Raw genomic sequence first — 593 nt, forward strand, 5'->3', positions numbered from 1 at the left:
TTGTCTGCAAGCGTCCAGGTGCCGTCACCATTGTTCACTGCCGGATAGTCAACGCCATCCACATTGACAACTACAGTGGCTGTCGGATCGTTCACTGTACCAGTAAGTGCTGGTGTGCTGTCATTCGTCAACACGTCATCCAGCGCAACCACAGGTGCTGTGATGTCTGCTGAAACTGTGCCTGTACCTGGCAATGAAGTGTTGCCTGCAGGGTCAGTTGCTGTTGCAGTCACTGTATCGCCATCCACCAGGTTACCTGGGTTTGGTACTGACCAGCTGCCATCTGTGCCTGCTACCACTGTTGCAGTTGTGCCATCAGGATAAGTCACAGTCACGGTTGAACCAGGCTCTGCCTGACCGCTCACTGGGTCTGTTGCATTGATCGGATCAAGCACCGGTGCATTTGGTGCAACCGTATCAATGGTCACCACTGCAGTATCGTTACCTACGTTACCTGCTGCATCTGTTGCAGTCACGGTAATGGTGTGTGGACCGTCTGCGAGTGTTGGAAGTGTATTGTCTGCAAGCGTCCAGGTGCCGTCACCATTGTTCACTGCCGGATAGTCAACGCCATCCACATTGACAACTACAGT

1 protein-coding gene is annotated in these 593 nt (G+C 53.0%); it reads right to left on the reverse strand.

What is annotated here, in order from left to right; genetic code table 11:
• Positions 1-593 (reverse strand): Ig-like domain-containing protein (locus ABD296_RS49945; RefSeq protein ID WP_228139434.1); only part of this gene is annotated, 593 nt, incomplete at both ends.

Origin of the sequence: Actinomadura napierensis (assembly GCF_039529375.1) — a bacterium.
Classification (GTDB): domain Bacteria; phylum Actinomycetota; class Actinomycetes; order Streptosporangiales; family Streptosporangiaceae; genus Spirillospora; species Spirillospora napierensis.